Origin of the sequence: Planomicrobium sp. YIM 101495 (assembly GCF_009707665.1) — a bacterium.
Lineage (GTDB): Bacteria > Bacillota > Bacilli > Bacillales_A > Planococcaceae > Planococcus.
In genome coordinates, this window is the sequence record NZ_WLZW01000001.1 from 1471297 (window position 1) to 1488875 (window position 17579).

18 protein-coding genes are annotated in these 17579 nt (G+C 49.7%); 3 read left to right on the plus strand and 15 right to left on the minus strand.

What is annotated here, in order from left to right; translation table 11 throughout:
• Positions 1-118 precede the first annotated feature (118 nt).
• The 3 genes from GIW82_RS07105 to GIW82_RS07115 form a co-directional block, all read right to left on the minus strand.
• A complete protein-coding gene (locus tag GIW82_RS07105) occupies positions 119-343 on the minus strand; it encodes a DUF2187 family protein (protein WP_154749148.1) in 225 nt (74 codons plus the stop codon).
• A 76-nt stretch (positions 344-419) separates the two neighbouring features.
• The gene (locus tag GIW82_RS07110; protein ID WP_370456122.1) at positions 420-1343 is read right to left on the minus strand and encodes a S66 peptidase family protein; all 924 of its coding nucleotides are present in this window, start codon (positions 1341-1343) and stop codon (positions 420-422) included.
• 560 nt (positions 1344-1903) lie between these two features.
• Positions 1904-2359: a transcriptional regulator gene (locus tag GIW82_RS07115; RefSeq protein ID WP_154749149.1), complete on the minus strand. Its 456-nt coding sequence runs from the start codon at positions 2357-2359 to the stop codon at positions 1904-1906.
• A gap of 184 nt (positions 2360-2543) precedes the next feature.
• On the opposite strand from GIW82_RS07115, the gene GIW82_RS07120 reads away from it, so the two are divergent.
• Both GIW82_RS07120 and GIW82_RS07125 read left to right on the plus strand, forming a co-directional pair.
• Positions 2544-4073: a hypothetical protein gene (locus GIW82_RS07120; RefSeq protein WP_154749150.1), complete on the plus strand. Its 1530-nt coding sequence runs from the start codon at positions 2544-2546 to the stop codon at positions 4071-4073.
• Entirely contained in the window at positions 4070-6796 is a 2727-nt protein-coding gene (locus tag GIW82_RS07125) for a DEAD/DEAH box helicase (protein WP_154749151.1), read from the plus strand. Before GIW82_RS07120 ends, GIW82_RS07125 begins: the two co-directional genes overlap by 4 nt.
• A 37-nt stretch (positions 6797-6833) precedes the next feature.
• Here GIW82_RS07125 and GIW82_RS14695 read toward each other — a convergent pair whose 3' ends face one another.
• Together GIW82_RS14695 and GIW82_RS07130 are read right to left on the minus strand one after the other, a co-directional pair.
• Positions 6834-6998, minus strand: coding sequence for a hypothetical protein (locus GIW82_RS14695; RefSeq protein ID WP_195913978.1), 165 nt, complete (start codon positions 6996-6998; stop codon positions 6834-6836).
• Between the two features lie 24 nt (positions 6999-7022).
• A complete protein-coding gene (locus GIW82_RS07130) occupies positions 7023-7439 on the minus strand; it encodes a single-stranded DNA-binding protein (RefSeq protein WP_154749152.1) in 417 nt (138 codons plus the stop codon).
• A 269-nt stretch (positions 7440-7708) separates the two neighbouring features.
• On the opposite strand from GIW82_RS07130, the gene GIW82_RS07135 reads away from it, so the two are divergent.
• Positions 7709-8140, plus strand: coding sequence for a YwpF family protein (locus GIW82_RS07135; RefSeq protein WP_370456123.1), 432 nt, complete (start codon positions 7709-7711; stop codon positions 8138-8140).
• A gap of 71 nt (positions 8141-8211) precedes the next feature.
• On the opposite strand, the gene GIW82_RS07140 is transcribed toward GIW82_RS07135, so the two are convergent.
• From GIW82_RS07140 to atpA, 10 genes are all read right to left on the minus strand, one after another.
• The gene (locus GIW82_RS07140; RefSeq protein WP_154749154.1) at positions 8212-8592 is read right to left on the minus strand and encodes a hypothetical protein; all 381 of its coding nucleotides are present in this window, start codon (positions 8590-8592) and stop codon (positions 8212-8214) included.
• Positions 8593-8688: 96 nt separating this feature from the next.
• Positions 8689-9126, minus strand: coding sequence for a 3-hydroxyacyl-ACP dehydratase FabZ (gene fabZ, locus GIW82_RS07145; RefSeq protein ID WP_154749155.1), 438 nt, complete (start codon positions 9124-9126; stop codon positions 8689-8691).
• Positions 9127-9156: 30 nt separating this feature from the next.
• On the minus strand, positions 9157-9441 hold the full coding sequence (locus GIW82_RS07150) for a DNA-directed RNA polymerase subunit beta (protein ID WP_154749156.1): 285 nt from the start codon (positions 9439-9441) through the stop codon (positions 9157-9159).
• A gap of 153 nt (positions 9442-9594) precedes the next feature.
• On the minus strand, positions 9595-10584 hold the full coding sequence (gene mreB / locus GIW82_RS07155) for a rod shape-determining protein MreB (protein ID WP_154749157.1): 990 nt from the start codon (positions 10582-10584) through the stop codon (positions 9595-9597).
• Between the two features lie 194 nt (positions 10585-10778).
• A complete protein-coding gene (gene murA / locus GIW82_RS07160; protein ID WP_370456124.1) occupies positions 10779-12077 on the minus strand; it encodes a UDP-N-acetylglucosamine 1-carboxyvinyltransferase in 1299 nt (432 codons plus the stop codon).
• Between the two features lie 339 nt (positions 12078-12416).
• Complete coding sequence (locus GIW82_RS07165; protein WP_154749159.1) at positions 12417-12650, minus strand: DUF1146 family protein; 234 nt, start codon at positions 12648-12650, stop codon at positions 12417-12419.
• A 433-nt stretch (positions 12651-13083) separates the two neighbouring features.
• The gene (locus GIW82_RS07170) at positions 13084-13488 is read right to left on the minus strand and encodes a F0F1 ATP synthase subunit epsilon (protein ID WP_154749160.1); all 405 of its coding nucleotides are present in this window, start codon (positions 13486-13488) and stop codon (positions 13084-13086) included.
• Between the two features lie 24 nt (positions 13489-13512).
• The gene (gene atpD / locus GIW82_RS07175; protein WP_154749161.1) at positions 13513-14928 is read right to left on the minus strand and encodes a F0F1 ATP synthase subunit beta; all 1416 of its coding nucleotides are present in this window, start codon (positions 14926-14928) and stop codon (positions 13513-13515) included.
• A gap of 234 nt (positions 14929-15162) precedes the next feature.
• Positions 15163-16020, minus strand: a complete 858-nt coding sequence (gene atpG, locus GIW82_RS07180) for an ATP synthase F1 subunit gamma (RefSeq protein ID WP_370456125.1) — start codon at positions 16018-16020, stop codon at positions 15163-15165.
• Positions 16021-16063: 43 nt separating this feature from the next.
• On the minus strand, positions 16064-17575 hold the full coding sequence (atpA, locus tag GIW82_RS07185; RefSeq protein ID WP_154749162.1) for a F0F1 ATP synthase subunit alpha: 1512 nt from the start codon (positions 17573-17575) through the stop codon (positions 16064-16066).
• Positions 17576-17579: the final 4 nt, after the last annotated feature.

The following is a 17579-nucleotide window of genomic DNA, read 5'->3' on the forward strand; positions in this document are numbered from 1 at the left end:
GCCGCTTTTTCACGGATTAAATGACAATGATGCAAAAGGCATAGAGAATTATCCATACCCCCTATTTCCAAATAGTAAAACTCCCGTCCCCTTTTACCTGGGACGGGAGTTTTGTCGATTATTCGACGACTGTGTATTTCTTATGGGAAATGACGGTCATATTAGATGGTGCGCCGATCTCTTTAGCGTCTTCCGGAGAGATTTCGACGATAACGGAATTATCCATGATCTTGAAGATTGTTCCGCTCACTTCCACTCCGTTGCGCGTGAACGTGATCCATTCACCGATTCTGCGTGCTGCCACGAATTCCGAAACTTCTTTTTCATGCGGTTGGAAAGCCATCGTTACCACTGCCTCTCTTTTAAGCGATATCGTCCTATTATAACACATTTTTGCGGGAAAAGCTCCCGTGAAGAAGTCACTCTACGCCCGGCAGTATCGTCAATGTGCGTGCATCCGCATCCAGTCGCGCCTTGGCGCCGAGCGGCACGGAGAAATGTGGTTCGCAGTGACCAATTTTGAAGCCTTTGACGACCGGAATCCCAAGCGGTTTGAAATAATAATCGAGCACTTCATCAAGCGTCAATGTTGGTTCGCCCGGCTCCGGCTCGGCATTCTTGAAGTCGCCGATGATGACTCCTGCCACTTCCTTGAACTTGTCGGCCATCTTGAATTGGTTCAGAATCGCATCGACTTGCTGGGGACTGTTGCCGATTGATTCGATCAGCAAGATCTTCCCTTTAGCATCGAATTCGAAACGTGTGCCGAGACTGCTCCGGAGCAGCGTGATGTTGCCGCCGACCAGTTCGCCGATCGCCTCGCCGCCGTTGATCGTTTCGAGCGGAGATATTTCATCCGTATAGTGAAGTTCGAACGGTGCGAATAGTTGGCCGAACATGCGCCCGCTCCGCTCATGGAATTCCGGCTTGCCCACATCCGACGCGAGCATCGGTCCGTGGAACGTCACGAGATCCGCAAGCTGGCCGATCGCCGTATGCAGGAACGTGATATCGGAATAGCCCCAGAACACTTTCGGATTTTCCGCGATGAGCGGGTAGTCGATCTGGCCCGCGATGCGCGCAGCTCCGTATCCCCCGCCGGCACAGATGATGCCTTTCACTTCCGGGTCCTCGAACATCTCATGCAAGTCCGCAAGACGCTCCTCGTCCGTCCCCGCCAAGTAGCCATTCTTCTCTTCGACGGATTTCCCCATCTTGATCCGCAGACCCATTTCTTCCAAAAACGGCAGCGCCTTTTTCAAATTGTCCAAATCGGGCGGGCTCGAAGGTGCAATCACTCCGACCAGATCCCCTTTTTCCAAACGTTTCGGCATCGTTCGCACATGCGCCAGCTCCTTCTCAACTATTATTTATATTTGTACCTTCCACTTTACCAATGGATTGGCCATTTCTCAAATTTCGGCTGGCCGCTCTGCGAATGAAAGAGGGTGGGGAGCATATCGCATTTTGTTTCGTCGATATCGCATTTCGACTCGTTCATATCGCATTTCGCCAATTTCCTCGCATACATAAATTTTAGAATTTTTAGTCATTTTGATTCATGTAATTTTATGCACAGCTCTCTATACTTAATACAACTTCAGATTACGTCACTGAAGCGCAGCGATTTTCAAGGACCAAACGGAGGGAGCGGGAATGATGATGAACTTTGACGAATGGTTGAAGCTGGACTGGGAAGATCTTGTGATAGGAGCGGCGGGTTCACTAATTCTCCTGCTTTTCATGTTAGTCACTTTCCTGTAAAGCGAGGTGCACCATGCAGAAAACGATCGGCTAGAAAACCTTTTCCTGTTCCGTACAGCGAAAAGGTTTTTTGCATGCAAAAACGCCTATCGCCACGTGCTCCGATAGACGTTTTTATTCTGGATTCTGCTTCAAGATCCTAACCTCCATGATATTGCTGTTCCCACAAATCCCGGAACAGGTCTTCGTTTCTGTCGCTCAGTGCGGCATCCATCATCCGATTGAAGTTTTCCTGTTCCAAAAAAGCGATCACTTCCTGCGCCTCCTGCTTTGCCTCTTCTGCGACTTCCACTCCGCCGACGACCTGTTCGTCTTTCAGAATCGACTGCAAATGAACATGAATGTCCGAGACCAGCAGCAACTGGTATAGGGGCAGCCTGATGAACCGGTTGCCTTTTTGGAAAACAAACACTTCGGATAAGTTCTCGACTTGGTAAGTTTCAGTGTTGACGATAATTTCTTTCCCTTCCACCGGCACGAAGTGGAACAGTTCCTTTTCCTTCATGATCGAGAAGTATTGGTATGCGAAAACGAATTTGATGAGATGATTCTCCCGCTTCGTGTAAAACGGCTTCATAAGTTTAATGTGCAACATGGCATTCCCCTCCCTTTTGTTTAGAATATTCTGACTTACATCCAGTTTACCATACTTTTCCCGTTTTCGCTCAGAAAAAAACCCATTCTTTCCTACTGTTCTTGCCACAATGGGCACAGTCCATTTACGGAGTGCCTGAAAGGACGTATAATAGAGAGAAAGTCATTTTTTAGGGCGGTGCATTATGGCTACTGTTCAATCTTTAGCAGAACGATTCGATGAAACCATTCAGGATTATATGGCTGCTGTCGACGATACGCTTCACCCAACGCGTGCGCTGGATGAAGAATTGGTCCGAAAAGCGGTCTTTTTAGTGCGCCGTGGCGCTGTACAGATTTTGTCCTTCCAGGAAGACCGATTGCTTCTCGAAGCCGTGGTCAGCGATGCCCACGCAGCGAAAGTCGTCCTCAACTTCCAGGCCAAAACTGCTGTTTGTGCATGTCCGCAAGACGCGCAATGCCGACACAGGCTTGCTGTGATCTTCTACCTTTATCAAAAAGTCGGCTCGCTATCGGAGTGGGTCGCTGCTTGGCGTTCAAAAGAACAGCAGACGGTGGCGTTATCAGACAAGCCGTCCCCCCAACAATGGGAAGCATTAATCAAATATATATGGCGGGATCCGATTCCTTCCTACACAGCACGCAACTATTTTTACTTTGAACAACTGACTGATGGGCGGATCAAAAACGCGCTGGCGCATATGCCGCTCGAGCGCGAATGGAAAAACCTTTTCAGGACGTATGTCCATTTCCTTTCGCTGTCGGAAGCATGGGATACATTTTACGAAGGGACCGAAGATGTCCACCATTCCTTCTTCCAAAAATGGTTCGATGAAGAATGGCACGAACTTGCCGATCTGCTCAGCCAATTGCGCGTGCAGCACCGGACATTCGAGTCGGATGCCTTTTTCGAATTCCTGCGGGACCGTGTGCATTCGTTCATCTTAGCGGATGATAAGTCCTTTTCGCTGCGTTTCTCTGTGTACCGGCTGTTCTGGACGACGTTGTTCACGAACGACGCACTCCGCAGAGCCGAACGTGCGACGTTCCACGACATCGACCAGCGCATCGAAGTGTTCTTCAGCATCCTGCTCGGTGAAGACGTCACTATCGAGCCGATCGCGGTACACGAAGTCGCTGATTACATCGAGCTGGCGACGCTCGCAGACCGCGAGCAGTTCAACCAGCCGCTACAGGCCAGTTTGCATGCCATCAAACCGCATGTGAAGACGTTCCTGTTCGACAAGCTGCAATTACAGCAACGTCACGGCTACGTCAAGGACTTGAGCTACTTGTTCTCGCTTATCGACCTGGACGAAGAGAGCTGGGAAGATCTGTTCCACCAGTTCGGCCACTTTGGCTTGCCTGCGTATTCGATGTACTTGATCGAAAAGAAATTATACAAACAATGGGCGGAGCTGCATCACCTGTACCACTCCCCTCTTTACTTCGCGGAGGAATGCGGACTGAGTCAAGTCCAGACAGACGCTCCGGAATACGTGTTGCCGCTCTATCACCGTTATGCGATGGAGCACTTGAAAGAGCGCAACCGCGCCAGCTACAAACAAGCCGTCCGCATCTGGAAAAAAATGAAGGCCGTCTGCAAACGAAGCGGACAAATGGCATTTTGGCAATCATATTTGACCGAAATCCGCACGCAGAACAAACGACTGCGCGCATTGCATGAAGAGATGGAGAAAGGAAAGATTTTATGAATCACTTCCTACCCGAAGGAAATCGTTCGTTCTACTTGAAAATCAACCGGACCGGCCAATTCCGGGTCCAGGCGTTCAATGAAGCCGGAAACCGGATCCCGCCGGAAGTTTGGTCGCCATACCTGTATTTCCTCGATCAGGAAAGTTTTTTCGGTCTGACCAAGACGATCGATGGACTCGATCTCGTCTTGACCCCTGCTGAATTCGTCCGTCTGTTCCAGCGTGAGCCGAACCATTTCGTGAAATTCCAAGGCGCTTCCAAAGAAGATAGCGCATGGATCGAGATGGCCGGTCAAGTGGCTGAAAACTTGAACGATCCGGATCTGTGGAATCACATCCATACCGACAACGACGGGATCACGCTCGATGCCGGCTATGCGACAGAGGAAGTGCGGTCGTTCCTGAAAGAGACGATCCTCTTCCAGTTGCAGCGTAAAGGGCTTACGGTCCAGGACTTGCCCGCTGTCAGCCGATTCGTCAGCGAAGCCGGATGGGATGGACTCGAGCCTGCGGCAGATTATGTCGTCGCCTTACAGCTGAGCGAACCCGACCTTGACAACTTCTGGACGTTCAAGACGGTGATCCGCTCCAAGCGTGGCAGTGTTTACTGGTCCCCGCCTGTACGGAAAAAGCACGGGCCAATCGAAGACGCCTTGCCGGAAAAATGGAAACAAGCTGCAGGTGACATCAAACAGCGGCAAGCACTCTTGCTGTCGCTGTGTCCGACCATCACGGCTCCCGAAACGGAAGACCGTTTTTACGAAACGCAGTGGACCGATGCAGAAGTGCTCGCCTTCATCCAGCGCGATGCAGAAATCCTGCAAAGTTTCGGAATCGAAGTATCGATCCCGGCTTGGCTGCAGACGGTACAAGAGTCGAAAGTGCGCGCGAAAGCGACCATCAATTCTTCAGCGCGAAAAGCTTCCGTCGTCGGACTTGGAGAAATTGTCAACTTCGATTGGAAGTTCTCGTTGAATGGCCACGACTTGAGCATGCAGGACTTCCAGCAGTTGGTTTCGGAAAACCGCGAATTCATCCGTGTTGGCAACGAATGGGTACGCGTCGATGCCGGGCTTTTGAAAAAGCTGCGGGAAATGATCGAGCAAGCGGACGAAGCCGACTGGACCATCAAAGACATGCTGTTCCAAAACGTGCCGGATGAACTATTGGAGTCGCCGGATGATGACCATGACCCACTCATCGACTTCCGCATGAACGACACATTGCGCGGGTTCCTTGACCGAGTACTCGATAAGCGTGAGCTTCCGGAGACCGAAGTTCCTGCTAATCTGAAGGCGGAACTACGCCCATATCAGAAGGTCGGCTATGATTACTTGACCTTCATGCGCCGCGAAGGCTTCGGTCTTTGCCTCGCGGATGATATGGGACTCGGCAAGACCGTCCAGCTGATCGCTTACCTGCTCCACGTGCACGATGGCCAGCCACGACAGCCGTCCCTCATCGTCTGCCCGACTTCCGTACTCGGCAACTGGCAGAAGGAACTGGAACGGTTCGGACCGGACTTGAAAGTCGCCACGCACTACGGCGGCAATCGTCCGCGCGGAGAAGCCTTCACGAAATTCCTGGAATCGGAGCAGCCGGATGTCCTCTTGACGACTTACGGCATCGCTTCTTCCGATTCCGAGGAATTCGGCGGAATCATCTGGACGAGCATCGCACTCGATGAAGCTCAGAACATCAAGAACATGTACACAAAACAATCGCGGACCATCCGCAAATTCAAAGGTGAGCATCACTTGGCACTGACCGGCACACCGATCGAAAACCGGCTGTCCGAGCTTTGGTCGATCTTCGACTTCATCAATAAAGGATATCTGTTCCGCATCAAGCAATTCCAGGAGCAGTTCATGATCCCGATCGAGCGGGATGATTCGGATCAGCATAAGGAGCGCTTGCGGAAACGCATCCAGCCATTCCTGCTGCGCCGGACGAAGAAAGACCCGGACTTGCAGTTGAACTTGCCGGAAAAACAGGAACAGTTGGAATACTGTCCATTGACTCCGGAACAAGCAGCGCTGTACGAAGGGCTTGTCCAAGATACGGTGGAGAAAATGGAGACGCTCACAGGATTCGAGAAGAAAGGGCTTGTGCTGAAGATGCTCAGCAAACTGAAGCAACTATGTAACCACCCTGCTCTTTATCTGAAAGAGCCGTATACATCAGCAGCGGAAATTTTGCCGCGTTCTCAAAAGCTGGAGCGTATCGTGTCTCTGGCGGGGGAAATCGCAGAGCGCGGGGAACAATGCCTGATCTTCACACAATATATCGGCATGGGGCATCTTGTGCAGCAAGCCCTGGATGAATTGTATGGACTCGAAGTGCCGTTCCTGACCGGCAGCATGCCGAAACAGCAACGGGATTCTTACGTCCAACGCTTTCAGAATGGAGAGTTCCCAGTCTTCGTCCTGTCCTTGAAGGCAGGCGGTACCGGTTTGAACTTGACCGCAGCCACACATGTACTCCATGCAGACAGATGGTGGAATCCAGCAGTTGAGAACCAGGCGACCGACCGCGCTTACCGCATCGGTCAGACCGAATTCGTGCATGTGCATAAATTCGTGACGATCGGGACCATCGAAGAGAAAATCGATTCTTTGCTCGTACAGAAACAAGCAATCTCCGACCAGTTCATCCAATCGAGCAATTGGATGACCGAACTGTCGGACACTGAATTGAAAGACCTGCTCACTTATTCCGTATAAAGAATCCGGCCGACAATCCCCTATCGGCCGGATTCTTTTATTTCGTATAGGTGATTTGCTCCTTCACATCTGCGGAACGGAAGATTGCTTTCAGCTCACTTAGCTCCCGCTCCGCTTCTGCCAGGCGCTGATGTAGCAATGCGGTCAACTTGATCAATTGCTCCATATGAAACTCCAGTTGCAGTTGCGATTCTTTAGGCATTCTAAGGGCTCCTCCATTCAAAGATTAAGTATAGACGTTGACACCTGTCGTGCCAGGCGGTTGAAAATTGAAATCCGATTCGGACTGCGGGACCGACTGACCCTGTCCTTCCTCTTCTTTCGCTTTCCGGTTATCAAGAAAACGGACGTGTTCCCCGATCACTTCCGTCACATATGCACGGGTTCCGTCTTCCCGGTCATAATGACGTGACTGCAGCCTTCCAGATAAGGCGATCAGCGATCCTTTGACACAATACTTCGCGACATTTTGCGCTTGTTTCCCCCAGATAGAACACAAGACAAAATCCGCTTCGATCTCTCCTTGCACGTTCTTGAAATTCCGCGAAACTGCGAGAATGAAGCTTGTCCTCGTGCGCCCTTCACTCATTTCACGCATGCTCGGGTCTTTCGTCAACCTGCCGACCATTCCTACTTGATTCATCGATTCACCTCCTTCCGGTTAAGATGAGTCTATTAAAAGACTGCATGTCCGGCAACTCGCGAAATTCGATAAACCCGCACTTTTCTTCGATTAAATTTCACTTTTGGACTGTTGTGCAAAAAAGTTAATTCACGGAAATTCCGTCGGCTATGCCACGCTCCATTTCGACACTCAAATTCAAAAATGATTTTTGGCATTTCCGTAAATAATCGAAGAAGCTTTGGCTGCTATGCTATACTGAAAAAAAGACCTTACCGGAGGGGAATTGTGTGAAAACCTTTAAATTGCTGTCTTTCAGCCTTGTCGAGAATGAAGAGGTCGAGTACCCATTGATCGACGGAATCATCATCAACCAGGAAAATAGCCACCGTTCGTGGGTGTTGGAGATGTTGATGGAGCATCAGCATAAAGACGTCTTCAACCGCCTGCAGGAAATCGGGGATGTCGTCGACGTGAATGTCGTCATTTCGTATCCTGGGAACGAACCTGCACCGTTCGAAGTAGCGGTTTACGGAGTCAAACCAATCGGCGAACACATTTCGGTCCTCATGAAAGGGACGTTGAAACGCGCACGCCGGAAGTACGCGGAGACCTTACTTTCGGAACTGCTCGAAGATGGACTTTCCGGCGATGAACTGCTGGAGCAATTCGAATCGGATATGCGTACACGCCCTGTATTGCGTACAGACGAAGCGAAGTAAACAATAGCGCCCATTACGCAAAAAGCCACAGAAACCGCTAGGCGGCCTCTGTGGCTTTTTCTACATCTAATTCAGTTCAATTGCTTCAGGCGGTTCTCTACGTATGCCGCTTCCGCTTTGCACGAGTATTCGAAGAAGGTGTTCAGCTCTTCTTGCTTCACTTCAATGCGTGCAATCTGTTCCTCGGAAGGCGGCTCGGATAGAATGCGCTCGATTGTCTCATTCATCTTCTTCGCTACCTCTTCATGGAACACCGGATTCGCGCGTACTTCCAATGGTACTTTCTTGTACCATCCTGCATTTTCTTCAATGTATGATTTCCATGTTTTGATGAAATCCGTCAGCTCGAAACGTTCTTCGCTCCATTCGATATTCGCCATATAATCTTCGAATACTTTGGAGATCGAGCGCGTAATGCTGCTTTTGATTCCGGTGGGCAATGTGCTATACATGATGTTTACCTCCTACTATCGGAAAAAGAATAACAGCTCTCAGTGCGTGTTGTTCTTTTCTATGTATTTCATCTATGCGGCGGCGACAGGTACGATTTATTTTTCTGCTACAGGACCCAGTGCGAACAAGATGTCGCATTCACAGGCAAGTTCTCCGTTGACTGTCGCAATGGCATGTCCACGTCCCATAGGTCCACGCATCTTCGTCAGTTCCACTTCGAGTTTCAGTTGATCTCCAGGAACAACTTGACGCTTGAAGCGGCAATTGTCGATGCCAGTGAAGAAGGCGAGACGTCCTTTGTTCTCTTCCATCTGCAGTACAGCTGCTGCTCCTACTTGTGCGAGTGCTTCTACGATCAAAACACCTGGCATCACTTTGTATGAAGGAAAATGGCCGTTGAAGAAGTCTTCATTGGCCGAAACGTTCTTCAGTCCGACTGCACTCTTCCCTGGTACGATCTCCAGCATCCGATCCACCATCAGCATCGGGTAACGATGCGGCAAGATCGCTTCGATTTGTTCATTTGTCAGCAAGTCCATCTCTCCCTCTCTGTAGGCGAACGGTCAATCACTCGTTCCACCCATGATATCAAAAATGTGCTGCCATGTTTCCACTTTCAATGCGTCACTTGGTTCCCCGTCACCGATTACGCCATAACCGACCATCACACCGAGCACAATCGCACCAGCCAAGAGGGCGAGGACGAGAATGATGCGCAGCCAGATCGGGAACATGCGAATCTGTACCCACCATGTTTTCTTCGCTTTTTTCTGTTCTTCTTTTGCTTCGGTCTTCGGCGAGGATTTCGCTTCTTTACGGAGCGAAACTTTTTTATTTTCTTCAGCCATTCCTTTAGACAACCTTTCCAAAGATGCATGCCGGCATATGATTTTGAGCCGGTCAATCTATCATTGAGCTTCCAGCGTTTTCGCTTACATCCAGTATACTAAATATCTGCTTAGCTGGCATCTGTCAATTTTCACATGCACTCCTGCTCATTGCTACTTAAGGCGTTTGTTCAAGGATTCCAGCATGATTCCTGTGCCATGAGCTACGCAATCAAGCGGATTTTCCGCGATAAAGACCGGTACTTTCAGTTGTTCCGTGAATAGTTGCTCCATGCCGTGCAGCTGTGCACCGCCACCCGTCAGGAAAATCCCGCAATCGATGATGTCCGCTGATAGTTCCGGTGGTGTCTTCTCAAGCACATTCTTAGCGGAAGCGACGATCATATGGACCGACTCCCGAAGCGCCCGCTCGATCTCACCCGAGTTCAATTTGATCATGCGCGGCAATCCCGTCACCATGTCACGGCCACGGATTTCCATTTCGTCCTTCCGGCTGTCCGGATAGACGGTACCGATCGTCACTTTGATCTGTTCGGCCGTCTGCTCACCGATCAATAAGTTGTACTGCTTCTTGACGTATTGGAGAATATCCCGGTCGAACGTGTCGCCTGCGACTTTCAGCGACTCACTCGTCACGATGCCTCCCATGGAAAGTACAGCGACGTCGGAAGTGCCTCCGCCAAGGTCGATCACCATGTTGCCGGATGGTTCGTAAATCTCCATCCCCGCTCCGATCGCAGCGACTTTCGGCTCTTCTTCAATGTAGACTTTCTTGCCGCCCGCTTTCTCTGCCGCTTCCCGGATGGCTTTTTGTTCGACGCTCGTCACGTTCGTCGGACAGCAAATCAAAATCCGCGGCTTCGACATGAAGCCACGTAATTTCAAGCGGTTGATGAAATGCTTGAGCATCGCTTCCGTGATCCCGAAATCTGCGATGACGCCATCCTTCAATGGACGGATCACCTGGATGTGTCGCGGCGTACGCCCGATCATCTTGCGCGCTTCTTCCCCGACTGCCACGATCTGGCTGGTCTTGCTGTCCACTGCCACTACAGACGGTTCATTGAGGACGATTCCTTTGCCTTTCACAAAAACAAGCACGTTCGCCGTTCCTAAATCGATTCCTATATCTTTTGAAAACATTCTCCGTTTCCCCTTCCAGCATGGTACCCATTCTCATTCAAATTAATGATGCTCCTAACTGAATATTCTATCACAGTTTTCACGTAATGGACAAAATTTGAAGGTGGAAAGACCCGCTCAATAGAAAAAATGCCTAGTCTTTCGGAAAGAAAGATCCAGGCATTCATGATAAGAATATTTTATGAGAAATGAGATCAGTTTACTTGGAGTACTTCTGTCTCTGCTTCTTCAAGTGATACACGTTCGATGTTTGCACCGAGTGATGCAAGTTTCAAGTGGAACCCGACATAGCCGCGATCCAAATGCTGAAGTTCGTTGACGCGTGTGATGCCTTCTGCTGCAAGTCCTGCAAGAATCAATGCCGCTGCTGCACGGAGATCCGTTGCTGCAACTTCTGCGCCTTGCAATTGCGAAGGTCCTTCCATGATGACCGAACGTCCTTCGATCTTCACCGAAGCGTTCATCCGGCGGAACTCTTCCACGTGCATGAAGCGGTTCTCGAAGACCGTTTCCGTCAAAATCCCGTTGCCTTGTGCTGTCAGCATCAGTGACATCATCTGTGACTGCATGTCTGTCGGGAATCCTGGGTGTGGCATCGTCTTGATGTCGATGGAACGAAGTGGGCGGTTCGAGCGGATCCGCAAGCCTTCTCCCGTTTCCGTAATGTCGACACCCATCTCTTCCATTTTGGAGATCAATGCTGCCATATGTTCAGGAACAGCGTTCTCGATGATGACATCGCCTTCCGTGATCGCTGCTGCAACCATGAACGTTCCAGCTTCTACGCGGTCGGGGATGATGTAATGCTCTGCACCATGCAATCCTTCGACGCCTTCGATACGGATCGTGTCCGTACCAGCACCGACAACACGTCCGCCCATTTCATTGATGTAGTTCGCAAGGTCGACGATTTCCGGCTCTCTTGCAGCGTTTTCAATCGTTGTCACGCCATCTGCCAAAGCTGCTGCCGACATGATGTTCTCCGTCGCACCCACGCTCGGGAAGTCCAAGTAGATTTTCGCCCCGCGTAGACGACCATCAGTCTTCGCTTCTACATAGCCATTGCCGAGTGTAATCTGTGCGCCCATCGCTTCGAAGCCTTTCAAGTGCTGGTCGATCGGACGTGAGCCGATTGCACAGCCGCCTGGTAGAGCGACGCGAGCAAAGCCGTTGCGTGCGAGAATCGGGCCCATAACCAGGATGGAAGCGCGCATTTTGCGCACGTACTCGAACTGCGCTTCACTCGCGAGTTCAGGAGTCGCATCGATAATCATCATTTTTTCTTCCGCAGAATAATGAGCTGTCGCCCCTAAACTTTTCAATACGGCTTGGATCGTATAGACATCCGCCAAGTTCGGGACTTCCTTGATCACGCTTTTCTTATCAGTCGCTAGCAACGCTGCTGCCAGGACCGGCAATACCGCATTCTTCGCTCCTTCCACTCGTACTTTCCCCTTTAGCTTTTGGCCACCCGTTACAATAATCTGTTCCACTAAAAAACCCTCCATGTATAAAATAATCATCTATATGTACGTAAAGTCCAATGTCATTTTTTTGCAAGCAAATCTTCTTTATCGTACATGTTTTTCGTCTCAACGACAAGTATCAAGTGTCCCATTCATCTGCTTTTTTCCCAGAAATCCGACTTTTTTCGACATTCAGCCATATTTGCTTCATCTCAATAGAATGTTACAAAACGATTACAGAACTTTTCCCTCTCAACATAGTCTCAAACGTAATTCACCAATAATTTCCCGGGAAATAAGAAACATCCTTTGTTATTCGCTGTTCTGCCACATTCACGAAGTTCATGCCCACGGCATAACAGCGACTTAGAATAAATAAGGTAGCTGTCGCGACCATGAAGCGATATTCAGGAAAAATGTCGATACGGCCATGCCGATCATGATACTTAAGAAAATGTAGAGAATCTGTGCTTGCAGGACATGATGTTTGCGGATCCACTTTTCGAACATGACTGCCCGAAGTGCATAAAATGAGACGCCTACAAAGAAGATGTGGCTGATGATGGAGATGAGTGCTGTTTGACCAATCATGATTTCCATTTCCGCTGCCTCCTAATAGAAAAAGAGCGGGCAAAAGTCGGATGACCTGTGCCCGCCCCAATCATTTATTTTAGCTCCAGCGCTCAGGCCTTCGGGTCGTAAGCCAGCCCGGCGAAGCGGCAAAAACACGCCACTACGCCGGTCCGTCTTATGCCTGTCAGGCCTTAACGAGCGCTTACGCTTTTCTTTGTCCAGACTCCAGCTGCCAGACCCTCCAGACGCTTCGCCTTTACACCTGATGGCTGAAATACGCCATCATTCGCAAAGGCTCCAGCGCTTGTCGGGTCTAAACGGCAGCCTTCGCTTTTCTTTGTCCAGACTCCAGCTGCCAGACCCTCCAGACGCTTCGCCTTTACACCTGATGGCTGAAATACGCCATCATTCGCAAAGGCTCCAGCGCTTGTCGGGTCTAAACGGCAGCTTACGCTTTTCTTTATACATTACCCTCATACACGTTGATACGGTTCATCGCCCGTTTGAGCGATAGCTCTGCGCGCTTGAAGTCGACGCCGTCTTTCTTCGCCTGCAACAGACCTTCTGCACGTTTAGCAGATTCCTGTGCACGTGCGATGTCGATGTCCGCCGCCAGCTCAGCTGACTGCGCTAAGATTGTTGCTTTGTCAGGACGGATTTCTAGGAACCCGCCGTTGACAGCGACCAATTCCGTTGAGTTCTCTTTCTTGAGTCGGACTGCGCCGATTCCAAGAGGAGCAACTGTCGGGATGTGACCGGGCAAAACACCCATTTCACCGGTAGCTGTTACCGCAATAATCATGGAAACTTCAGAATCGTATACTGGGCCGTCGGGAGTGACAATATTGACTGTAATGGTCTTCATTTTTTCCCCTCCTGGTCCCCTGTATTAGACTTCTACGCCCATGCTTTTAGCTTTTTCGATCACGTCTTCGATGCGGCCGACTAGGCGGAATGCATCTTCCGGCAGGTGATCGTATTTGCCATCAAGGATTTCACGGAACCCTTTGATTGTTTCTTGCACAGGTACGTAAGAACCTTTTTGTCCAGTAAACTGTTCAGCTACGTGGAAGTTTTGAGATAGGAAGTTTTGGACGCGACGTGCACGGTTAACCGTCAGCTTGTCCTCATCGCCTAGCTCATCCATCCCCAGGATTGCAATGATGTCTTGCAATTCACGGTAGCGCTGCAATGTTTCTTGAACTTCACGGGATACTGCGTAGTGCTCTTCGCCAACGATTTCAGGTGACAATGCACGTGAAGTCGAAGCTAGAGGATCTACCGCAGGATAAATACCCATCTCGGAAAGTTTACGCTCAAGGTTAGTTGTTGCATCCAAGTGAGCGAAAGTTGTTGCTGGAGCTGGATCCGTATAGTCATCGGCTGGTACGTAGATCGCTTGGATCGATGTAACCGAACCTGTGCTAGTCGTTGTGATACGCTCCTGCAATTGACCCATCTCTGTCGCAAGTGTCGGCTGGTAACCAACCGCTGAAGGCATACGTCCAAGAAGGGCGGATACTTCAGAACCTGCTTGTGTGAAACGGAAGATGTTATCGATGAAGAGAAGAACGTCAGCGTTCTGCTCATCACGGAAGTATTCAGCCATTGTCAAACCAGTCAAAGCAACACGCATACGTGCGCCAGGTGGCTCGTTCATCTGACCGAAGACCATTGCCGTTTTCTTGATTACGCCGGAATCGCTCATCTCGAAGAACAAGTCATTTCCTTCACGCGTACGCTCACCAACACCAGCGAATACGGATAGACCACCGTGTTCTTGTGCGATGTTGTTGATCAGTTCCTGGATTAGAACTGTTTTACCTACACCGGCACCACCGAAGAGACCGATCTTACCACCTTTGATGTAAGGAGCAAGCAAGTCTACAACTTTGATTCCTGTTTCAAGGATTTCCACTTCAGTGGAAAGATTCTCGAACGTAGGAGCTGCACGGTGAATCGGGTTGCGGCTTTCAGTTGCCGGAATCTCATCACCTAAGTCGATCACTTCACCAAGTACGTTAAATACTCGGCCCAATGTAACGTCTCCGACTGGAACAGAAATCGGTCCGCCCAAGTCTGTTACTTCGGAACCGCGCTGCAATCCATCAGTAGATTCCATCGCGATTGTGCGTACTGAATCGTCACCAAGGTGAAGTGCAACTTCAAGTGTCAAAGTGACTTCCGCTTGGCCAGGACGATTGATATTTACTGTTAGGGCGTTGTAGATGTTTGGAAGTTGGCCGTTCGCGAACTTGATATCTACAACAGGACCCATAACTTGAAGAACATGTCCTTTGTTCATGCTGTTCCCTCCTGTCTTGCTATTTCTTTGTCGCATATCAGAGCGAGCCGCCACGACCTGCTGCTAGGAGCAGGTGCGTGCGCTTCCGCTTTTTTCTTTCGCTTTTCTTCACTGTCTAGACTCCGGCTGCCAGACCCTCGAGTCGCTTCGCCTTTACGCCTAATGGCTGAAAAACGCCATTATTCGCAAAGTCTCCAGCGCTTGTCGGGTCTAAACGGCAGCCTTCGCTTCTCGTTATTCCAGTGCTGCTGCACCGCCGACAATCTCAGTGATTTCCTGAGTGATGGCAGCCTGGCGCGCACGGTTGTAAGAAAGAGTCAAACCGTTGATTAGATCGCTCGCATTATCCGTTGCACTCTTCATTGCTGTCATGGACGCAGCGTGTTCACTTGCCTTGCCGTCGAGGACTGCTCCAAAGATCAAGCTTTCTGCGTATTGTGGAAGAAGGACTTCCAAGATCGCTTCGGCGGATGGATCAAATTCGTAAGAAGCTGTCGATCCGGTCGATTCGATGTTAGACAATGGCAAAAGCTTTTTCTCTGTAACTTCCTGCGAGATAGCGGAGACAAAGTGATTGTAGTACATATAAACTTCGTCATACGTACCGTCTGAGAACATACCAACAGCCTTGCGCGCAATTTCTTTGATTTCTGCAAACGTCGGATGATCGGAAAGACCGATTGAGCTTTCCAAAATCGTCATCTCTTGCTTTTGAAAGAATTCCGTACCTTTACGGCCAACGCTCAAGATCACATACTCATCCTTCGATGTATGGCGCTCGCGGATGCGGTTCATGACTTTACGGAGAATGTTGGCGTTGTATCCACCTACAAGTCCGCGGTCAGACGTAATCACGAGATACGCTGTTTTCGCAACCGGACGTGCAACCATCATCGGATGGCTTGTGTTATCAGAGCCTGCAGCGATGGATGCTACGACGTCCTGAACTTTCTCCATGTAAGGAACGAATGCTTTCGCATTGATTTCTGCACGGCTAAGTTTCGAAGCCGAAACCATCTGCATCGCGTTTGTGATCTGACTTGTCTTTTTCGTTGACGTAATACGGTTTTTTATATCGCGTAAAGATGCCACTGGTAATTCACCACCTTGTTAGTTTTCTCGTATTCGAAACGGTTTATGCTTCTGATTTCACGAACGTGCGCTTGAACTCATCGATCGCTGCGCCGAATGCTTCATCTGAAGGTAAACCTTGTGTTTTGCGAATCGTATCCAAAACGTCTGTGTGGTTTGAATCAAGCCAGCTTGTCAATTCCGCTTCGAAACGTGTGATGTCAGCCAACGGAATATCGTCAAGGTATCCGCGAGTAAGCGCGTAGAAGATCGCTACTTGCTTTTCAACTTTGATCGGGTTGTTCAAGTCTTGTTTCAAGACTTCAACTGTGCGTTTCCCACGCTCAAGTTTAGCTGCAGTTGCTGCATCCAAAGATGAACCGAATTGAGAGAAGGACTCCAATTCACGGAATGCCGCCAAGTCAAGACGCAACGTACCAGCAACTTTCTTCATCGCTTTGATCTGTGCTGAACCACCTACACGTGATACAGAAAGACCTGCGTTGATCGCTGGACGAACGCCCGAGTGGAAAAGGTCAGACTGAAGGAAGATTTGTCCATCAGTGATCGAGATTACGTTTGTTGGAATGTAAGCTGAGATATCCCCTGCTTGTGTTTCAACGAACGGAAGTGCTGTGATCGATCCTGCTCCAAGTGTTTCGTTCAACTTCGCTGCACGCTCAAGTAGGCGTGAGTGCAAGTAGAAGACATCCCCTGGGTAAGCTTCACGGCCTGGCGGACGACGAAGCAAAAGTGAAAGTTCGCGGTAAGCCGAAGCTTGTTTCGTCAAGTCATCATAAACGATGAGGACGTGTTTGCCGTCGAACATGAATTCTTCAGCCATTGAAATACCTGCGTATGGAGCCAAGTATAGAAGTGGCGCTGGTTGTGAAGCGGATGCAGTTACGACGATCGTGTAATCAAGTGCTCCGTTTTTACGGAACGTTTCAACTACGTTACGAACAGTCGATTCTTTTTGTCCGATTGCGACATAGATACAGATCATGTCTTGGTCAGCTTGGTTCAAGATTGTATCGATCGCTACAGACGTTTTACCTGTCTGGCGGTCACCGATGATCAACTCACGCTGTCCACGGCCGATCGGTACAAGTGCATCGATCGCTTTGATCCCTGTTTGCAGTGGCTCATGAACCGATTTACGTGCCATAACGCCTTGCGCTGGGCTTTCGATCGGACGAGATTTTGTCGTATTGATCGGGCCAAGGCCATCGACAGGTTGCCCAAGTGGGTTTACAACGCGTCCGATCAATTCTTCACCGACTGGTACTTCCATAATACGGCCAGTTCGACGTACTTCATCGCCTTCTTTAATGTCTGTGTATGGACCAAGGATGATGATACCAACGTTGTTGGCTTCCAAGTTTTGTGCCATTCCAAGTACACCAGTAGAGAACTCAACAAGTTCTCCAGCCATGATGTTGTCGAGGCCATGAGCGCGTGCGATACCGTCACCAATTGTGATGACTGTACCTACGTCGTCAACTTTCATCTCAGATTGATAGTTTTCAATCTGCTGCTTAATCAGCGTACTGATTTCTTCAGCTTTGATGCTCATGTAT